General features: G+C 73.4%; 15 protein-coding genes. 4 read left to right on the top strand and 11 right to left on the bottom strand.

Annotated features, from left to right (window positions below; genetic code table 11):
- Positions 1 to 139: 139 nt before the first annotated feature.
- The gene (locus ACIRPP_RS01130; protein ID WP_403636859.1) at positions 140 to 1,093 is read right to left on the bottom strand and encodes an ROK family protein; all 954 of its coding nucleotides are present in this window, start codon (positions 1,091 to 1,093) and stop codon (positions 140 to 142) included.
- Between the two features lie 239 nt (positions 1,094 to 1,332).
- Between ACIRPP_RS01130 and ACIRPP_RS01125 the strand changes: the two genes are divergently transcribed.
- Both ACIRPP_RS01125 and ACIRPP_RS01120 read left to right on the top strand, forming a co-directional pair.
- Entirely contained in the window at positions 1,333 to 2,382 is a 1,050-nt protein-coding gene (locus ACIRPP_RS01125; RefSeq protein ID WP_403637558.1) for a LacI family DNA-binding transcriptional regulator, read from the top strand.
- 7 nt (positions 2,383 to 2,389) lie between these two features.
- The gene (locus ACIRPP_RS01120) at positions 2,390 to 3,190 is read left to right on the top strand and encodes a hypothetical protein (protein ID WP_403636857.1); all 801 of its coding nucleotides are present in this window, start codon (positions 2,390 to 2,392) and stop codon (positions 3,188 to 3,190) included.
- On the opposite strand, the gene ACIRPP_RS01115 is transcribed toward ACIRPP_RS01120, so the two are convergent.
- The 4 genes from ACIRPP_RS01115 to ACIRPP_RS01100 form a co-directional block, all read right to left on the bottom strand.
- Positions 3,136 to 4,779: a serine/threonine-protein kinase gene (locus ACIRPP_RS01115; RefSeq protein ID WP_403636855.1), complete on the bottom strand. Its 1,644-nt coding sequence runs from the start codon at positions 4,777 to 4,779 to the stop codon at positions 3,136 to 3,138. The two genes, ACIRPP_RS01120 and ACIRPP_RS01115, sit on opposite strands and share 55 nt — an antisense overlap.
- Before the next feature lie 49 nt (positions 4,780 to 4,828).
- Positions 4,829 to 5,077, bottom strand: coding sequence for a helix-turn-helix transcriptional regulator (locus ACIRPP_RS01110; protein ID WP_164339120.1), 249 nt, complete (start codon positions 5,075 to 5,077; stop codon positions 4,829 to 4,831).
- A complete protein-coding gene (locus tag ACIRPP_RS01105; protein ID WP_403636854.1) occupies positions 5,077 to 5,574 on the bottom strand; it encodes a DUF2975 domain-containing protein in 498 nt (165 codons plus the stop codon). Before ACIRPP_RS01105 ends, ACIRPP_RS01110 begins: the two co-directional genes overlap by 1 nt.
- Before the next feature lie 116 nt (positions 5,575 to 5,690).
- Positions 5,691 to 7,022: a DUF6986 family protein gene (locus ACIRPP_RS01100; protein WP_403636852.1), complete on the bottom strand. Its 1,332-nt coding sequence runs from the start codon at positions 7,020 to 7,022 to the stop codon at positions 5,691 to 5,693.
- A 307-nt stretch (positions 7,023 to 7,329) separates the two neighbouring features.
- Between ACIRPP_RS01100 and ACIRPP_RS01095 the strand changes: the two genes are divergently transcribed.
- The gene (locus tag ACIRPP_RS01095; RefSeq protein ID WP_403636850.1) at positions 7,330 to 8,268 is read left to right on the top strand and encodes an endonuclease/exonuclease/phosphatase family protein; all 939 of its coding nucleotides are present in this window, start codon (positions 7,330 to 7,332) and stop codon (positions 8,266 to 8,268) included.
- Between the two features lie 25 nt (positions 8,269 to 8,293).
- On the opposite strand, the gene ACIRPP_RS01090 is transcribed toward ACIRPP_RS01095, so the two are convergent.
- The 4 genes from ACIRPP_RS01090 to ACIRPP_RS01075 form a co-directional block, all read right to left on the bottom strand.
- Entirely contained in the window at positions 8,294 to 9,256 is a 963-nt protein-coding gene (locus ACIRPP_RS01090) for an electron transfer flavoprotein subunit alpha/FixB family protein (RefSeq protein ID WP_403636848.1), read from the bottom strand.
- 91 nt (positions 9,257 to 9,347) lie between these two features.
- Positions 9,348 to 10,136 (bottom strand): electron transfer flavoprotein subunit beta/FixA family protein, encoded by a 789-nt coding sequence (locus tag ACIRPP_RS01085; protein WP_403636847.1) that lies wholly within the window; start codon positions 10,134 to 10,136, stop codon positions 9,348 to 9,350.
- A gap of 217 nt (positions 10,137 to 10,353) precedes the next feature.
- The gene (locus ACIRPP_RS01080) at positions 10,354 to 10,863 is read right to left on the bottom strand and encodes a flavin reductase family protein (RefSeq protein ID WP_403636846.1); all 510 of its coding nucleotides are present in this window, start codon (positions 10,861 to 10,863) and stop codon (positions 10,354 to 10,356) included.
- A 201-nt stretch (positions 10,864 to 11,064) separates the two neighbouring features.
- On the bottom strand, positions 11,065 to 11,448 hold the full coding sequence (locus ACIRPP_RS01075; RefSeq protein WP_403636845.1) for a thioredoxin family protein: 384 nt from the start codon (positions 11,446 to 11,448) through the stop codon (positions 11,065 to 11,067).
- Positions 11,449 to 11,763: 315 nt separating this feature from the next.
- On the opposite strand from ACIRPP_RS01075, the gene ACIRPP_RS01070 reads away from it, so the two are divergent.
- Entirely contained in the window at positions 11,764 to 12,492 is a 729-nt protein-coding gene (locus ACIRPP_RS01070) for a 1-acyl-sn-glycerol-3-phosphate acyltransferase (protein WP_164339112.1), read from the top strand.
- A 151-nt stretch (positions 12,493 to 12,643) separates the two neighbouring features.
- Here ACIRPP_RS01070 and ACIRPP_RS01065 read toward each other — a convergent pair whose 3' ends face one another.
- Entirely contained in the window at positions 12,644 to 13,717 is a 1,074-nt protein-coding gene (locus ACIRPP_RS01065; protein ID WP_403637557.1) for a threonine aldolase family protein, read from the bottom strand.
- The gene (locus ACIRPP_RS01060; RefSeq protein WP_403637556.1) at positions 13,714 to 14,460 is read right to left on the bottom strand and encodes an SDR family NAD(P)-dependent oxidoreductase; all 747 of its coding nucleotides are present in this window, start codon (positions 14,458 to 14,460) and stop codon (positions 13,714 to 13,716) included. Before ACIRPP_RS01060 ends, ACIRPP_RS01065 begins: the two co-directional genes overlap by 4 nt.
- Positions 14,461 to 14,487: the final 27 nt, after the last annotated feature.

The following is a 14,487-nucleotide window of genomic DNA, read 5'->3' as shown; positions in this document are numbered from 1 at the left end:
GGTCTCGGCCCGCCGGTCCGCCGGTGCGACACCCGCCAGCCGGTCTCGGCCCGCCGGTCCGCCGGTGCGACACCCGCCAGCCGGTCTCGGCCCGCCGGTCCGCCGGTGCGACACCCGCCAGCCGGTCTCGGCCCGCCCGTCAGACGCCCGCGACCGCCGTATCGGCCCGCCGGGCCAGGGCCGCCGCCGCGGCGCCCACGAGGCCGGCGTCGGTGCCCATGCGGGCCGGGACGACCGCGAGCCGCTGGACGAAGGACAGGGTGGCGTACTCGGTCAGCGCGCGGCGCAGCGGGGCGAGCAGGACCTCGCCGGCCTTGGCCACTCCCCCGCCGATCACCGCGATGTCGATCTCGACGAGGGTGGCGGTGGCCGCTATGCCGGCGGCCAGCGCCCGGGCGGCACGATCGAAGGACGCCACGGCCACCGGGTCACCGACCCGGGCGGCGGCGGCCACCGCGGCGGCAGAGGTGTCGCCGTCGGGGCCCGGACGCCAGCCGTTGTCCAGGGCGCGGCGGGCGATGTTGGGGCCGCTGGCGATCCGCTCCACGCAGCCCCGGGCGCCGCACGGGCACGGATCACCGTCGAGGTCGACGCTGATATGGCCGATGTGACCGGCGTTGCCCGTGGGGCCCGGGTGTACGCGGCCGCCGAGCACCAGGCCGCCGCCGACGCCGGTCGACACGACCATGCACAGCGCGTTGTCGTGGCCGCGGGCGGCCCCCTGCCAGTGTTCGGCCGCGGCGATCGCCACCCCGTCCCCGATGAGCACCACGGGCAGTTCCCCGGCCGCGGCACGGACGCGGGCGACCAGGGGGTAGTCGCGCCAGCCGGGCACGTTCACCGGGCTCACGGTGCCGGCGGTGGCGTCCACCGGGCCCGCGCTGCCGATGCCCACGGCGCCGACGCCGCCCCACAGCGGGGAGGCGGTGAGTTCACCGAGCACCTCCTCCACCGCGCGCATGACGGTCCCGCCGTCCTGCCGGGCGGGCGTGGGCCGCTGGGCGCGGAACAGCAGGCTGCCCCCGCCGTCCACCAGTGCGCCGGCGATCTTGGTGCCGCCGATGTCGAGCGCAGCCACGAGGTCGGTGTGCATCAGTGTCGGATCTCCCCGTCAACCATGAGACGAATACCGAGAAAGACCCATGTGGGACCAAGCGGTGACACATGGGGCGAACCACAACCCGGTCTCGCGGTGGGGTACGGGCCGGAGGGCACGATGGACAGTCTCCCCCGAGCGTGACAACGTTGTCCAGGTTCTATGCTCGACGCCACATCCTCATACAACCCCATGGACTACGCACCCCCGTGGACGACAGGACAGGACACCGCACCGTGCCGGAGACCCATCACCGCACCCATCACCTCCCGGGGGCCCGCTACGGCAACCGTCCGACCATGAAGGACGTGGCGGCCCGTGCCGGGGTGGGTCTGAAGACGGTCTCGCGCGTGGTGAACGGCGAGCCGGGTGTCACCGCGGAGACCGAGCGCCGGGTGCAGGAGGCCATCGAGGCACTGGGGTTCCGGCGCAACGACAGCGCGCGGGTGCTGCGCAAGGGCCGCACCGCCAGCATCGGACTGGTCCTGGAGGATCTCGCCGACCCCTTCTACGGCCCGCTGAGCCGCGCGGTGGAGGAGGTGGCCCGCGCGCACGGTGCGCTGCTGATCAACGGTTCGAGCGCGGAGGACTCGGAGCGTGAGCAGGAGCTGGTGCTGGCGCTGTGCGCCCGCCGGGTCGACGGCCTGGTGGTGATCCCGGCCGGGGACGACCACCGCTATCTGGAGCCGGAGATCAGGGCGGGCGTGGCCACGGTGTTCGTGGACCGTCCGGCCGGCCGGATCGACGCGGACGTGGTGGTGTCGGACAACTTCGGCGGGGCCCGCGACGGTGTCGCCCACCTGATCGCCCACGGGCACCGCAGGATCGGCTTCATCGGCGACATGCCCCGCATCCACACGGCGGCCGAGCGGCTGCGCGGCTACCGGGCCGCCATGGAGGACGCGGGCATACCGGTGGCCCCGGCGTGGATGTCGCTGGGCGTCACCGACCCCCTGCGGGTGCGCCGGGCGGCCGAGGAGATGCTGAGCGGGCCGGACCCGGTCACCGCCGTCTTCGCGGGCAACAACCGGGTGACGGTCACCGTCATCCGGGTGCTGGCGGAGCAGGCGCGCCGGGTGGCACTGGTCGGCTTCGACGACATCGAGCTCGGGGACCTGCTCCGGCCGGGCGTCACCGTCGTCGCGCAGGACGCAGCGGCCCTCGGGCGGACCGCGGCGGAACGGCTGTTCCGGCGGCTGGAGGGCACGCTTCCGTTCCCGGAGCGCATCGAACTGCCGACCCGGCTGATCACGCGCGGCTCGGGCGAGCTGGCGCCGGCGGACTGAGCGGCCGATGACGGCGGAGGACCGCACGCTGGAGGCGCTGGGGCTGGCCGGAGTGCCGCGCGAGGACCCGTTGCTGTACCCGGGGGTCTGGCCGGCCGACTCGGGCCTGCTCGACGGGGACCGGCTGCTGCCCCTGGATCGTCTGGTGCACCCGGACCGGGTGCCCGTGCTGGCCGTGGGTTCCAACGCCTCCCCCGGCCAGCTGCGGCACAAGATGGCCGAGTCGGGGATCACCGCGACCGTCCCGATGGTGCGGGCCCGGGTCACGGGCGTCGACGTGGGTGTCTCGGCCCATGTGAGCCGCATGGGGTACGTGTCCGCGTCGCCGGTGCAAGCGCCGGGCAGGGTGCGGGAGTTGTTCGTCCTGTGGCTGGACGCCGAGCAGCTCGCGGCCGTCGACGCCAGCGAGGGCGTGCCCCGGCCGGACGGCAACTACGGCCGCGCCTGGCTGCCCTCCCCCAACGTGCGTGTCGACCTCGCCGACGGCACCTCGTTGCCCGGTGCGTACGTGTACGTCAACCGGCACGGCGTGCTGCACGACGGCACCGGCGCCCCGCGCACCCACCCCGGGCAGCGCGAGCTGCTCACCGAACTGCTGGTCGGCTCCGCGGCGTTGCGGGAACTGTTCGGCACGACCGCCGAGGAGTTCTCCGCCCGGGCCCGCGCGGACATCCTGCTGTGCGCGCGGGGCACGCGGCTGTTCGCCGAGGAGAAGCGGGTGGTGGACTCGGGACTGGAGCGGTACCTGGAGGTTCAGCAGACGGGAAGCCCGGGCACCGGACCGTCGTTGGCGCCGCCCCGGACGTAGACGACGCTCACCCAGACGTCCTTGTTGCCGCTGTCGTCGTCGGTCCGGGCCCACCACACGTTGGTCCACTTCTTGTACGTCTCGCGGCGGCCCAGGTTCTGCTGGCAGTAGAAGTAGTTGGTGCCCTGCTTGAGGACGCCCGCCCGGGTGCCGGAGTCGGTGTAGGAGGCGGTGGTGCGGCCGACGTGGCAGTTGTACCGGCCGCCGCCGATGGCGTGGCAGGCCGGTGACCGGGCGGCTGCCGGGTCGTCCTCGGAGGGCGTCGCGGGGCCGGTCGCCGGGGGCGTGCTGGGCGTGGTGTCGGTGCCGCTGTCCGGACTGCTGTCCGGGGCGGGGGTGTCCCGGCCGCGGTCCGCTTCGTCGTCCTGCCCGTTCGTCTCGGGGCTGCGCCGCGGTTCGGCGTCGGTGGGGCCGGCGGTGCCGGTGCCGGTGCGGGCGTCGGCCCGGCCGCCGTCCGGGAGGCCGAGCAGGGCGACGGTGACGCCCGCGGTGGCGAGGACGACGGCCGCCGCCAGGGCGGCGAGCAGGACGCGGCCGCGGCGGCCGGAGACGCCGGCCGTCTGCGGCACGGTGGCCGCGGTGCCCGGGACCGGCCTGCCCGGCGGAGGGGGCAGGTGGGGCGCCGGCCCGGCGGCCGGAGGCAGGGCCGGGACGTCGAGTTGCGTCGCGGTGCGCGGGGGCGCGGGCGGGGCGGCCGGCCCGGCAGGGGGTGCCGTCGGGGCCGGTGCCCCGTCGGCCGACGTCACCGACCGCAGCAGGTCGCGCGCGTCCTCGGCCGCCGGGCGCGCCTCGGGCGCCTTCTCCATCAGCCGGTGCAGGACGGGCGTGAGCGGTCCGGCACGGCGGGGTTCGGGCAGCGGCTCCTCGACGATGGCGGTGAGGGTGGAGAACGCCGAGGTGCGGCGGAAGGGGGCGGTCCCCTCGACGGCCGCGTACAGCGTGGCCCCGAGGGCCCAGACGTCCGAGGCGGGGCCCGGTTCGGCGCCCCGGGCCCGCTCGGGGGCCAGGTAGTCGAGGGAGCCGACGAGTTCGCCGCTGCGGGTCAGATGGGTGGCCGAGCCGTCGCCCGGGTCCTCCATGGTGGCTATGCCGAAGTCGGTGAGCACGATCCGGCCGGAGCGGTCGAGGAGGATGTTGCCGGGCTTGACGTCCCGGTGCAGTACTCCCGCGCGGTGTGCGGCCGCCAGGGCGTCCATGACCTCGGCGCCGATCCGCGCCGCCTCCGCCGGCGGCAGGGTGCCGCGCTCGCGGAGCACGTCGTCGAGGGAGGGGCCGTCGACGAGTTCCATGACGATCAGGGGGCGGCCGTCCACCTCGGCGACGTCGTGCACGGCGATGACGGCGGGGTGGCGGACCCGGGCGGCGGCCCGGGCCTCGCGGCGCATCCGCAGTCCCAGCTCGGTCAGTTCGGGGCCGGCCGCGTCGGTGTAGGTGCGCAGTTCCTTGACGGCCACCTCGCGGCCGAGGACCTCGTCGCGCGCCTTCCAGACCACGCCCATACCGCCGCGTCCGAGCTGCCGCAGGACGCGATAACGCCCCGCCAGCAGCCGCCCGGCCCCGTCCGGCCGCCCGTTCTCCCCCGCCGACACCGCTGCCCCGTTCCTGTTGAGACCCGCCACCCCGTGTGTGGCGTACAGCCTAGAGGGCTCCGCCGGCGGACGCGGTCGTGGGCGCCGGGACGGGGTCGGGTTCCCAGCGCAGGAGGTCGCCCGGCTGGCATTCGAGGACCTCGCAGAGCGCGGCGAGGGTGGTGAAGCGCACGGCCTTCGCCCGGCCGTTCTTGAGGACGGCCAGGTTGGCCGGGGTGATGCCGACGCGCTCCGCGAGCTCGCCCACGGACATCTTGCGCCGGGCCAGCATGACGTCGATGTCCACGACGATCGGCATCAGATCACCTCGGCGAGCTCGTCCCGCAGCCGCGTCGCCTCGACGTCGCGGGCGACGGCCTGGGCGAGCAGCATCCGCAGCACGAGCACCACGAGTGCGATGCCCAGGACGGCCAGGCCGGCCCCGCCGACGAGGAGCACCACGCCGGGCGCCACGGCCTCACCGGGTGCGAGGAGCACGCCCAGCGTGAACACCAGCAGGGCCGCGGCCACGAAGGCGCCGATGACGATGTGCACGTAGCGGAAGGCGGCGTGGGAGAACACCGTGCCGCGCCGCACCATGGTCACCAGCCGCCAGACGCAGACGAGCACCACCTGGGCCGCCGCCACGCCCAGGACCACGACCAGCGGCAGCGACAGGCGCAGGTGGGCGTACTCCGGGTCGAGGCCCTCCAGGTCGCTCACCAACAGCGGCACCAGCACGGCCTGTACGCCCACCGAACCCGCCAGCAGCGCCGCCAGCACGACGCGGAGCGCGAGCACCGTCAGTTGTCCCATTGCCTCTCCCTCCATCGAATCACGATGGAAATCTATCGAGAATCGATAGGTGCGGCAAGTGGGTACGGCAGTGTCGGCCGAGGGAGGGGTTCCGCGGGCTGAGGAAGCGGCGCGGTTCAGCGGGCGGTGGGAGTCAGGTCCCCCCGCCGAGGGGCGGCGAAGCCCTCCAGGTCGGTGCGGGTCAGGCCGGCCGGGCCCGCCACCTCCGCGGGGTCCAGGGCGCCGCAGTCGAGGCCGCGCAGGAGGTATCCGGCGAGGGCCTTGGCGGTGGCCGGTTCGTCCATGACGGCGCCGCCGGTCCGGTCGGCGTACCGGGCGAGCCGGTCGACGGCCTGGGCGCAGCCCTCGCGGTAGAAGGCGAAGACGGCGGCGTAGCGGGTCGGGAGGTGGCCGGGGTGCATGTCCCAGCCCTGGTAGTAGGCGCGGGCGAGGGCCCGCCGGGTCAGGCCGTAGTGCAGGCGCCAGGCGGCGTGCACCTGTGCGGTCGGACCGACCGGCAGGACGTTGGTGGAGCCGTCCGAGACGCGGACGCCGGTACCGGCCGCCGCGACCTGCATGACGGCCTTGGCGTGGTCGGCGGCCGGGTGGTCACTGGCCTGGTGGGCGGCGGAGACGCCGAGGCAGGCGCTGTAGTCGAAGGTGCCGTAGTGCAGGCCGGTGGCGCGGCCCTCGGCGGCCTGGATCATGCGGGCGACGGTGGCGGTGCCGTCCGCGGCGAGGATGGACTGGCTGGTCTCGATCTGGATCTCGAAGCCGATCCGGCCGGGCTCCAGCCCGTGCGCATTCTCGAACGCGTCGAGGAGCCTCGCCATGGCGGTGACCTGCTCGGGGTAGGTCACCTTGGGCAGGGTGAGAAGGAGCCCCTCCGGCAGGCCGCCGGCCTCCATGAGACCGGTGAGGAAGATGTCGAGGGTGCGGATGCCGCGGTCGCGGACCGGGGCCTCCATGCACTTCATGCGGATGCCCGCGTAGGGGGCCGCCGCGTCCGTGCCGGTCCGCGGCCCGCTGCCGCCCCGGGCGTGGGTCCCGGCGATCAGCCGGGCCGCGCGGGCGGCGTGCCGGTCCTCCTCGGCGTCGGTGCGGCCCCCGTAGCCGTCCTCGAAGTCCACGCGCAGGTCCTCGACGGGTTCGCGCGCCAGCTTGGCCCGGACGCGGTCGTGGACGTCCGCGGCCAGGGCCTCGTCCAGCCCGAGGGCGGCGGCGAAGGAGGCGGGGTCGGGGGCGTGTTCGTCGAGCAGGGCCAGGGCCCGGTCGCCCCAGACGCGCGGGGTGTCGGCGGTGAAGTCGTCGCCGGGCACGTAGACCGTGTGGACGGGCTGACGGGTGCCCGGGTCGCCGGGGTAGCGGCGCTCCAGTTCGGCGTCGACCGGCGCGAGGGCGGCGCCGATCTCCTCGGTGACGGCCTCCGCGATGCTCGTCGCCACCCGCTCCTGCTGGCCCTCGCCCATCCGGCACCCCTTCACGTCGACGCTGTCCACCTTGTCGGAAACCGCACTGCCGGAAACCGCACGACCCGAACGACACGATCGAAACCGACCGAGCTTTTCCGCAATCCGGAATCAACAATCCGTAGAACGAAGTTATCCGGGGACCTTTCGCCGGGTCAACACCCGATGCCGCGCGTTCCGCTCCTCCATCTCGGCATGTTCACGACTTTCTGGCACCGTCTTTCCCGGGAGAACCGGAACACTTCGCACGCCACCGCCCCGAGCACGCGTCCCGCCGGAAGCCGTCCGCACCGCCGAAGGAGCTCCGTTGCCGCACCGCGCCCGCGTCCCGCGCCGCCTGGGACTGAAGACCGCACTCGCCGCCTCCGTCGCCCTTCCGCTCTCCAGTACAGCACTGTCCCCCGCCCCGGTCTCGGCCGGTGAGGGGCCCTCCCGGCCCCTTGAGGTCATGTCGTTCAACCTGCGCTTCGCGAGCCCGGCCGAGCCGCACAGCTGGGCCGCGCGCAGACCCGTGATGCGGCAGCTGCTGCGCCACGAACGTCCGCACGTCATCGGCACCCAGGAGGGCCTCTACGGGCAGCTGCGGGACATCGGGACGGATCTGGGGCCCGCCTACGACTGGATCGGCACCGGCCGGGCCGGCGGCAGCCGGGACGAGTTCATGGCGGTCCTCTACGACACGCGCCGGCTCGCGCCGGTGGAGTACGACCACTTCTGGCTGTCCGACACCCCGGACGTGATCGCGTCCAACACCTGGGGGAACGCCCACATCCGCATGGTCACCTGGGTCCGCTTCCGTGACCTGCGGGACGGTGGCCGGGAGTTCTGCGTGCTCAACACCCATCTGGACAACGCCCGCCAGGACGCCCGCGAGCGGTCCGCGGCCCTGATCGCCGCCCGCGTCACCGGCCTGGCCCGCTCACTGCCGGTGGTCGTGACCGGTGACTTCAACGCCGCCGCGCACCGCAACCCGGTGCACCGCACGCTGCTGGACGCCGGGCTGCTCGACACCTGGGACGAGGCGGCCGGGCGCGGGCGGGCGTACGCGACCTTCCACGGGTACCGGCCGCTGGTGCCGGACGGCGACCGCATCGACTGGATCCTGGTCACGCCCGGGGTGACGGTGCATCGTGCGCGGCTCAACACGTTCGCGCCGGGCGGACGGTTCCCGAGTGATCACCTGCCGGTGCAGGCGTCCCTGACCCTGGGACGCGTCGAGGCCCCCACGACCGGCAACGGGTCGTGAGGGCCTCGTACGGCAGGTGGGACGATCAGCCCTTGCGGGTCTTGATCTCCTCGGTGAGCTGGGGGACGACGTCGAACAGGTCGCCGACGACGCCGTAGTCGACCAGGTCGAAGATCGGGGCCTCGGCGTCCTTGTTGACCGCGACAATGGTCTTCGAGGTCTGCATGCCCGCCCGGTGCTGGATCGCGCCCGAGATGCCGGAGGCGATGTACAGCTGCGGCGACACGCTCTTGCCGGTCTGCCCGACCTGGCTGGTGTGCGGGTACCAGCCCGCGTCCACCGCCGCCCGCGAGGCACCCACGGCCGCGCCCAGCTGGTCCGCCAGCGCCTCGATCACCGCGAAGTTCTCCGCACCGTTGACCCCGCGCCCGCCGGAGACCACGATCGCGGCCTCGGTCAGCTCCGGACGGCCCGTCGACTCCCGCGGCGTCCGCCCGGTCACCTTCGTACCGGTCGCCTGCGCCGAGAACGACACCGACAGCTCCTCCACCGCGCCCGCCGCAGCGGCCGGCTCCACGGCGGCACTGTTCGGCTTCACCGTGATCACCGGCGTGCCCTTCGACACCCGCGACCGGGTGGTGTAGGCGGCGGCGAACACCGACTGCGTGGCCACCGGGCCCTCATCGCCCGCCTCCAGGTCGACGGCGTCGGTGATGATGCCCGAACCCAGCCGCAGCGCCAGACGCGCGGCGATCTCCTTGCCCTCCGTCGAGGACGACACCAGGACGGCGGCCGGGGAGACGGCGGCGTGGGCGGCCTGGAGGGCGTCCACCTTCGGCACCACCAGGTAGTCGGCGTACTCGGCGGCCTCGTGGGTGAGGACCTTCACCGCGCCGTGCCCGGCCAGCGTGGCGGCGGTGGCGGCGGCGCCGCTGCCGAGGGCCACCGCGACCGGCTCGCCGATACGGCGGGCCAGCGTCAGCAGCTCCAGGGTCGGCTTGCGGACGGCACCGTCCACGTGATCGACGTAGACGAGAACTTCAGCCATGGGACTTCTTCTCTCCTGCTTGCGAAGTGTGAGGGGCGGGAAGCGAGCCGAGCCGTGCGGCTCAGATGAACTTCTGGCTCGCGAGGCTGCGTCAGACGAACTTTCGCTCCGCGAGGAAGGCGGCGAGCTGCTTGCCGCCCTCGCCCTCGTCCTTGACGATCGTGCCCGCGGTGCGCGCCGGCCGCTCGGCCGCCGACTCCACGACCGTGTACGCGTTGTCCAGACCGACCTCGCCGGCGTCGATGTCGAGGTCGGACAGGTCCCAGGACTGAACCGGCTTCTTCTTGGCCGCCATGATGCCCTTGAAGGACGGGTAGCGGGCCTCGCCGGACTGGTCGGTCACCGACACGACCGCGGGCAGGGACGCCTCGAGCTGCTCGGAGGCGGCGTCGCCGTCGCGGCGGCCCTTGACGGTGCCGTCCGCCACGGACACCTCGGACAGCAGCGTCACCTGCGGCACGCCCAGGCGCTCCGCGAGCAGCGCCGGGACGACGCCCATCGCGCCGTCGGTGGAGGCCATGCCGGAGAGCACCAGGTCGTAGCCGGCCTTCTCGATCGCCTTGGCCAGCACCAGGGACGTGCCGATGGCGTCGGTGCCGTGCAGATCGTCGTCCTCGACGTGGATCGCCTTGTCCGCACCCATGGACAGCGCCTTGCGCAGCGCGTCCTTGGCGTCCTCGGGGCCCACCGTCAGCACGGTGACCTCGACGTCGTCGTCCGAGTTCTCCGAGATCTGCAGCGCCTGCTCGACCGCGTACTCGTCCAGCTCGGAGAGCAGACCGTCCACATCGTCACGGTCCACGGTCAGGTCATCGGCGAAGTGCCGGTCGCCAGTGGCGTCGGGCACGTACTTCACAGTGACAACGATCCTCAAGCTCACGCCGGCTCTCCTACTGCATCGTCATTTCTGGCTGCCTGCCTGCAGGCAGCATAGGCGCCTGAAGCGGCCGATCCCGGTCGGGGCGACCCACGCTCCGAACGAAATATTACTCGTCAGTACACCCAGTTCCTGCCCGCTAAGCAAGCGCTTTGAACTGTGACCTTCGCAACGCAGCGTAACCGGAACCGGACCACCGCGCAGCAGGAGGCGCCCCGGTTCAGTCCCGCAGACCGGTGAAGCGCCCCTGGTGGTACAGGAGCGGACGCCCGGCACCGGCCGGGTCGCCCAGCAGGACCTCGGCGACCACGATGCGGTGGCCCCCCGCGGGCACCCGCGCGACCACCCGGCACACCATCCAGGCCAGCACGTCGTCCAGCAGCGGCACCCCTTCCGGCCCGTCCCGCCAGGCGGTCGCCGCGCCGAACCGGTCGGCGCCGCTGCGCGCGAAGGTGGCCGCCAGCTCCCGCTGGTGCTCGCCGAGGAGGTGGACGCCGACGTGGTCGCCGGCCGCGATGGCGGGCCAGGTGGAGCCGCCGGTGGCGACCCCGAAGGAGAGCATCGGCGGGTCGGCGGAGACGGAGGCGAGGGAGGTGGCGGTGAAGCCGACCGGTCCCCGGTCGCCCCGCGCGGTGATCACCGCGACCCCCGCCGCGTGCTTCCGGAAGACGGAGCGCAGCAGGCCGGGCGAGCCGGGCCGGGCCGTGCCGAGGTCGGAGGGTGCCGTCATGAACCGTCCTTCTGCGGGTGGAACTCGGGGTGGTGCGGGCGGGCGCGGCAGGTCACCGGGCCCGTCCCCGCGGCGGCGCGGCGCGTCCGGCGGCCGCCGGACGGCCGGGTACCCACCTGGAGCGAAGGAGTTCCGACATGGTGTCAGGCTGACGATGGGTGCCACACACAGTCAAGTCGGTCCGGGTTTCTGGGAGATGAGTCACGACGCGCCGTCACGCTCGCGCACGGCCTCCCCGAGCGCGGCGATCACGTCGGCCCGCCGGGGCTGTCCGGTGGCCCGGCGCACCTCGCGGCCGTCGGCGTCGAGGACCAGCACGGTCGGGGTGCGGACGATCTCCAGCCGCCGTACGAGGGGGAGGTTCGCCTCCGCGTCGATCTCCACGTGGCTCACCCCGGGGACCATGCCGGCGACCTCGTCGAGGACGCGGCGGGTGGCACGGCAGGGCGCGCAGAAGGCGCTGGAGAACTGCACCAGGGTGGCGCGCGCGCCGAGGCGGTCGCCGAGTCCGGCACCTGCCGGTGTCCCGGTCTCCGCCGCTCCGGGCGGGCTGCCCCCGTCCCGCGTCCGTTCCTTCTCGGGCACCCGCGCGCTCCCCTCGTCCGTCGCCGCCACGGCACGTCGCCGTCGTCACTGTGTGCAGCGTCCGGGGAAGCGTGATGATTCCCGCGCGGAGCGTCCGCGGGACCTGCGGCGCCGCGCGGCGGCATCACGGGGCGCAAAAGCACGAGGTGGATCACGGCGTCGACGTGACGAGAATCTCGCGGCGGGCAGGCGGCAGGGCTGGTTCCCGCGCCGTTATTGGGGCACCATCAGCCACAAGCCGTAAACCTACGGCTGCGTAACTTCGACTGGGAGTTCCTCCTTCCCAGGCAGAGAAGGAAGGTTTCCACCCCGCTCATGGCAGAACTCGTCTACCGTCCCGTGATCGGTTTCGCCCAGACACTGTTCAAGGTGTGGGACCTCAAGATCGACTGCCGGGGTTCGGAGAACATCCCGCGCTCGGGCGGAGCGGTGCTGGTGAGCAACCACATCAGCTACCTGGACTTCGTGTTCAACGGCCTGGCCGCGCTGCCGCAGAAGCGGCTGGTGCGCTTCATGGCCAAGGAGTCCGTCTTCCGCCACCGCATCTCCGGCCCTCTGATGCGCGGCATGAAGCACATCCCCGTGGACCGCAATCAGGGCGACGCCGCGTACGCGCACGCGCTGAACTCGCTGCGCTCGGGCGAGATCGTGGGCGTCTTCCCGGAGGCGACGATCTCCCAGTCCTTCACACTGAAGAGCTTCAAGTCGGGTGCCGCGCGCATGGCCCAGGAGGCGGGCGTGCCGCTGATCCCGATGGCCGTGTGGGGGACGCAGCGGCTGTGGACCAAGGGCCACCCGCGCAACTTCAAGCGCAGCCACACCCCGATCACGATCCGTGTGGGCGAGGCGCTGGAGGCGTCCAAGGACAAGTACGCGGGCGCGATCACCCGCCAGCTGCGGGAGCGGGTGCAGGAGCTCCTGGAGGCCGCGCAGCGTGCCTACCCGGTGCGTCCCAAGGGCCCGGAGGACACCTGGTGGATGCCCGCCCACCTCGGTGGCACGGCCCCGACGGCGGAGCAGGTCCGCGCCGCCGAGGCCCGCTGACGCCCCGGCTTCCGGCCGCGTCCCGCCCCGCCCGGGGCCGGGGCGCGGCCGTCCGCGTTCCCGGTGGCGGGCCGGCCCCGTACATGACGGTGCGGCCGGTCCGGAGACCGTCGGTCTCCGGACCGGCCGCACGGTCGTGCGGGCGCCGCCGTCACAGGCGGGCCATTTCCTCCTTGAGCGCCGCGACGAACGTGTCCACGTCGTCCTCGGTCGTGTCGAAGGCGCACATCCAGCGCACGTCGCCCGCGGCCTCGTCCCAGAAGTAGAAGCGGAACCGCTGCTGCAGGCGCTCGCTCACCGCGTGCGGCAGGCGGGCGAAGACCGCGTTGGCCTGCACCGGGTAGAGGATCTCCACGCCGTGCACCGCGCGGACGCCCTCGGCCAGGCGCTGGGCCATCTCGTTGGCGTGCCGGGCGTTGCGCAGCCACAGGTCCCGGGCCAGCAGGGCCTCCAGCTGCACCGACACGAAGCGCATCTTGGACGCGAGCTGCATGGACAGCTTGCGCAGGTGCTTCATGTGCCGGATCCCGTCCGGCTGCAGGACGACGACGGCCTCCCCGAACAGGGCGCCGTTCTTGGTGCCGCCCAGGGAGAGCAGGTCGACGCCGACCGCGTTGGTGAACGTGCGCAGGGGCACGTCCAGCGTGGCGGCCGCGTTGGCCAGCCGCGAGCCGTCCACGTGCACCTTCATGCCGTGCGCGTGCGCGTGCTCGCAGATGGCCCGGATCTCGTCCGGGGTGTACACCGTGCCCAGTTCGGTGGCCTGGGCTATGGAGACCACCTGCGGCATCGCGCGGTGCTCGTCGTCCCAGCCGTACGCCTGCCGGTCGATCAGCTCGGGGGTGAGCTTGCCGTCCGGGGTCGGCACGGTGAGCAGCTTGATGCCGCCGACCCGCTCCGGGGCGCCGCCCTCGTCCACGTTGATGTGGGCGCTCTCCGCGCAGATCACCGCGCCCCAGCGGTCGGTGACCGCCTGGAGGGCGACCACGTTGGCGCCGGTGCCGTTGAAGACCGGGAACGCCTCGGCCGTGGGGCCGAAGTGGCTGCGCACGACCTGCTGGAGGTTCTCGGTGTAGGCGTCCTCGCCGTACGCCACCTGGTGCCCGCCGTTGGCCAGGGCCAGGGCGGCGAGCACCTCCGGGTGGGCGCCGGCGTAGTTGTCGCTGGCGAAGCCGCGGACGTCCGGGTCGTGATGACGACGCGCGTCGGTCCTCGGCGGGTTCACGGCTTCTCGGTCAGCCACAGACGGTTTCCGTTCACTTCCGCGGCGGGCTTCTCCCAGACCCCGACGATGGCCTCGGCCAGGTCCTTGACGTCCGTGAAGCCCGCGAACTTCGCGTTGGGGCGGTCGGCGCGCATCGCGTCGTGCACCAACGCCTTCACGACCAGGATCGCAGCCGCCGATGTCGGCCCCTGCTCGCCCCCGGCCTTGCGGAAGTAGTCGGCCATGGCCAGCGTCCAGGCCTCGGCCGCGGCCTTGCCCGCCGCGTAGGCGGCGTTGCCGGCGGTGGGCTTCGTCGCGCCCGCCGCGCTGATCAGCAGGTAGCGGCCGCGGTCGCTGCGCTGGAGCGCCTCGTGGAAGGCGAGGGAGGTGTGCTGCACGGTACGCACCAGCAGCAGCTCCAGGAAGTCCCAGTCGTCCAGGCTGGTCTTGGTGAAGGTCTCGCTGCCCCGCCAGCCGCCGACGAGATGGACCAGGCCGTCGATCCGGCCGAACTCCTTCTCGGTGCGGGCGGCCCACTCGCGGGTGGAGTCCAGGTCCAGCAGGTCCACCGTGTCACCGGTGACGGTGGCGCCGCCGTGCGCGTAGCGCGCCGCGTCGACGGCCTCCGCCAGCCGTTCCGGGTCGTTGTCCGAACCGACGACGGTCGCTCCCGCCTCGGCCAGCCTGAGCAGTGCCGCCCGTCCCGCGGGTCCCCCCGCGCCGGCCACCGCGATCACCGCACCGTCGAGCGCCCCGTGCCCCATTTTTCTCGCCTCCTGAGCAGTGGTGTG

Origin of the sequence: Streptomyces sp. NPDC101219 (genome assembly GCF_044767675.1) — a bacterium.
GTDB lineage: Bacteria > Actinomycetota > Actinomycetes > Streptomycetales > Streptomycetaceae > Streptomyces.
The sequence above is the reverse complement of the archived record's forward strand: the minus strand, read 5'-3'. Positions and strand labels throughout refer to the sequence as shown.

What these genes read in the sequence shown, in the direction of transcription:
- ACIRPP_RS01080 (WP_403636846.1), bottom strand. Translation starts at nt 10,863, where the DNA reads ATGACGGCACCCTCCGACCTCGGCACGGCCCGGCCCGGCTCGCCCGGC.
- ACIRPP_RS01110 (WP_164339120.1), bottom strand. Translation starts at nt 5,077, where the DNA reads ATGCCGATCGTCGTGGACATCGACGTCATGCTGGCCCGGCGCAAGATG.
- ACIRPP_RS01130 (WP_403636859.1), bottom strand. Translation starts at nt 1,093, where the DNA reads ATGCACACCGACCTCGTGGCTGCGCTCGACATCGGCGGCACCAAGATC.
- ACIRPP_RS01105 (WP_403636854.1), bottom strand. Translation starts at nt 5,574, where the DNA reads ATGGGACAACTGACGGTGCTCGCGCTCCGCGTCGTGCTGGCGGCGCTG.
- ACIRPP_RS01060 (WP_403637556.1), bottom strand. Translation starts at nt 14,460, where the DNA reads ATGGGGCACGGGGCGCTCGACGGTGCGGTGATCGCGGTGGCCGGCGCG.
- ACIRPP_RS01120 (WP_403636857.1), top strand. Translation starts at nt 2,390, where the DNA reads ATGACGGCGGAGGACCGCACGCTGGAGGCGCTGGGGCTGGCCGGAGTG.
- ACIRPP_RS01070 (WP_164339112.1), top strand. Translation starts at nt 11,764, where the DNA reads ATGGCAGAACTCGTCTACCGTCCCGTGATCGGTTTCGCCCAGACACTG.
- ACIRPP_RS01100 (WP_403636852.1), bottom strand. Translation starts at nt 7,022, where the DNA reads ATGGGCGAGGGCCAGCAGGAGCGGGTGGCGACGAGCATCGCGGAGGCC.
- ACIRPP_RS01090 (WP_403636848.1), bottom strand. Translation starts at nt 9,256, where the DNA reads ATGGCTGAAGTTCTCGTCTACGTCGATCACGTGGACGGTGCCGTCCGC.